This window comes from Bacillus sp. YC2, from assembly GCF_019891195.1.
In the GTDB taxonomy this organism is placed as follows: domain Bacteria; phylum Bacillota; class Bacilli; order Bacillales; family Bacillaceae; genus Bacillus.
Genome location: NZ_JAHXDO010000028.1, coordinates 1 through 3,252 on the forward strand (window position 1 = coordinate 1; position 3,252 = coordinate 3,252).

2 protein-coding genes are annotated in these 3,252 nt (G+C 39.3%); both read left to right on the top strand.

All coding sequences use genetic code 11. From position 1 onward, the window contains the following. Positions 1 to 265: 265 nt before the first annotated feature. Positions 266 to 1,387 carry a response regulator aspartate phosphatase gene (locus KY305_RS19725; RefSeq protein WP_223063932.1) on the top strand — a complete coding sequence of 374 codons (1,122 nt, stop codon included), beginning with the start codon at positions 266 to 268 and terminating at the stop codon, positions 1,385 to 1,387. A gap of 834 nt (positions 1,388 to 2,221) precedes the next feature. Further along, positions 2,222 to 3,244, top strand: coding sequence for a protein rep (locus KY305_RS19730; protein ID WP_223063933.1), 1,023 nt, complete (start codon positions 2,222 to 2,224; stop codon positions 3,242 to 3,244). The last annotated feature ends 8 nt before the right edge of the window (positions 3,245 to 3,252 follow it).

Sequence of the window (3,252 nt, forward strand, 5' to 3'; positions counted from 1 at the left end):
CGCCGAGCGGCAGCGATAGCGACCGGATCGAATCCAACCCTAATAGCCCCCCCCATGCTAACAGGGGGGTAGTAATCGTAAGGTTTAAGCGGAATCCAAATGTGATTCCGTTTTTTATTTCAAGTATTTGTTGTGTAATAAGGGATTCCTACTCCGGTAAAATTATCGTTGCGGCATGTCGAAAATTTTCCGCAACAAAGTTATCAATCCTTCTCTTATGCTACCATTTTCATAAAAAGGATTAAACTGGAGGGGGACGAGTTTTATGAGTGCCATTCCGTCTGCTACTGTGGGGGTTAAAATTAATGATTGGCATGAGTATATAAACAGATTTGATGTAAAAAACGCTGAAAAGTGCAAAGCAGAAGTAGAAAAAATGATTGAGGAAATGGAAGAGGATCAAGATTTATTACTGTATTATCAGCTGATCAGTTTTAGACATGATTTGATGATGGACTATCTTTTCCCGTCAGATTCTTCTAAAAAGTTGGAAACTTGGGAGTATTTGAAGAAATCGGAGGGGACTGCGCAAAGGCTGACAAAGCTCCTGAAATATTATGATCACCTGTTTAGAGGAATGTACGAATTTAGAAATGGGGATTACGTAGCGGCCATCAATCATTATCAAAAGGCAGAAGCTAAGATTGCAAGGGTCACTGATGAAATAGAGAAAGCGGAATTTTATTTTAAGATGGCCGAGGTTTTTTATCATATGAAACAGACTCATGTTTCTATGTATTATGTGAAAATGGCTTATGATAAATATAAGAAGCATCCTACATACAAAGTAAATATGATTAAATGTCTTTTTGTTATTGCTGGGAACTATGATGATTTGAACAATCATAAAAAAGCCTTGGTGCATTTACAAATAGCTTTAGAAATGGCTGAAGAGGTTGGCAATGAACTGATGCAAACATTTGCATATTTAAATATGGGAAACAGCTATAACCGTTTGCAAAGCCCAATGGCCATTCCTTTGTATCATCAAGCCATTAAGCTCGCGAAAAGAGCAGGGGCTAAAGAAATCATCCAAGCCTACTACGATTTGTCCCTTATTCACTTTCAGAACGGTGAAATGATTGAGGGAAGGGATTTCTTTAAAAAGGCATTGAGGGAAGCTGAAGCTTTCGAAAATAAATTTTACATGAAATTGTTAAATGTACTGAAAGCATTATTTATTGATACTGCTAATAGGCAAAATGTAAAAAATGCATTGTACGGACTAAAGACCGAAAAAGGCTATCCATACTTTGAAGAGCTAGCTTTAGTGGCTGCAGAATTCTATACTAAGAAGAGGCGCATGGAAGATTCTATATACTTTTACAATGAAATGGTGTGCGCTCAAAGACAAATTCAGAGGAGTGATTCTCATTATGAAGTTTAAAAGTCTTTTTGCTGCTGTCCTCATTTTGGGTCTGTTAGCCGGTGCAGGTTATTCTGTTTCTCATGGGGAGATTTCGGTTGCTTCTCGAAATGCAACGTAAAAAAAATTTAAGGCCTAAATGGGGCGGACTCTTAGAGTCTGCTTTTTTTATTGCAAAAATCATTTTAAAGCCTTTTAATACGTTTTATCGTGTTCCCCTTATAAAAGGGGGCGTTTTTTATTTAAAACCCGTAGAAACGAATCTGAGCATTCTGAGGACGTCTTTAGGTATGCTGATTAGCTGTTCACCTTTTTTGATCCAGATTCAGAGGAGCGGCAGCGGAGTGCCCACTTACGCACCTGGTTAAAAGGGTGCTCGTTTTCGCACCGGCGAAATAAATAATGCTACGCATTGAACCATGACTGGATGTGTTGACTGCGTGTTGATAGATAAGGTCATGTGTTGACTGTGTGGAGGTTCATGTGTTGGTCAGGTGGAGACGTGCGGCTTTTTAAAGATATTGAATATCTAAAATAATGCGCGGCTGCAGGACCGATTTTTTGAAAAAAAATCTCCCCCTACGGGGGGAAGAATGGTTTTGATCTTAGGTTTTGGGTTTTAAAAAAAGACCGGCAATTCTGCCGGCCTTTTTTACGATTTTGACGGAGTCGAAATCGGGTCTTTTCTTATCTTGATACTATATAGAAACACCAAGATTTTTTAAAATCGGGTCAAAGCCTTGTGTGTCAAGGCTTTTAGGTGTTTTTGACATGTAGAAACTCCTTCTGCTATTATTGAGTTACCACACTTAACAATAGAACGCTAGATTACTAGCTCAGAAGGAGTTTTTCATTTTGTATTCAACTGAAAATGATTATATCATTCTCGAAGACAAAACCGCAACAGGTAAAAAGCGGGATTGGAAGGGAAAAAAGAGACGGACGAATCTTATGGCAGAGCATTACGAAGCGTTAGAGGGCAAGATCGGAGCACCTTACTATGGCAAAAAAGCTGAAAAGCTGAATGGATGTGCAGAATACCTTTCGTTTAAAAGAGATCCGGAGACGGACAAACTAAAGTTGTATCAAGCTCATTTTTGTAAAGTGAGGTTATGCCCGATGTGTGCATGGCGCAGGTCTTTAAAAATTGCTTATCACAATAAATTGATCGTAGAAGAAGCCAATCGCCAGTATGGCTGCGGATGGATTTTTCTCACGTTAACAGTTCGAAATGTTGTGGGTGACGGTCTGAAACCTGCAATTTCGGACATGATGAAAGGATTCAATCGGCTGATGAAATATAAAAGAGTTGATAAAGCGACTCTTGGCTATTTTAGAGCTTTAGAGATAACGAAAAATCATGAAGAAGATACATATCATCCGCATTTTCATGTGTTGTTGCCAGTGAAGAAAAGCTATTTTACTCATAATTACATTAAGCAATCTGAGTGGACAAGCTTATGGAAAAAGGCGATGAAATTGGATTACACTCCAATTGTCGATATTCGTCGAGTGAAGGGTAAAGCCAAGATTGACGCTGAACAGATTGAAAACGATGTGCGGGAAGCGATGATGGAGCAAAAAGCTGTTCTCGAAATCTCTAAATATCCGGTTAAAGATACGGATGTTGTGCGCGGCAATAAGGTGACAGAAGACAATCTGAACACGGTGTTTTATTTGGATGATGCACTGGCTGCCCGTAGATTGATCGGGTACGGCGGTATTTTAAAAGAGATACATAAAGAGCTGAACCTTGGTGATGCGGAGGACGGCGATCTGGTCAAGATTGAAGAAGATGATGACGAGGTAGCAAACGGTGCATTCGAGGTCATGGCTTATTGGCATCCGGGTATCAAGAATTACATAATTGGAAAATAAGCAGAGAT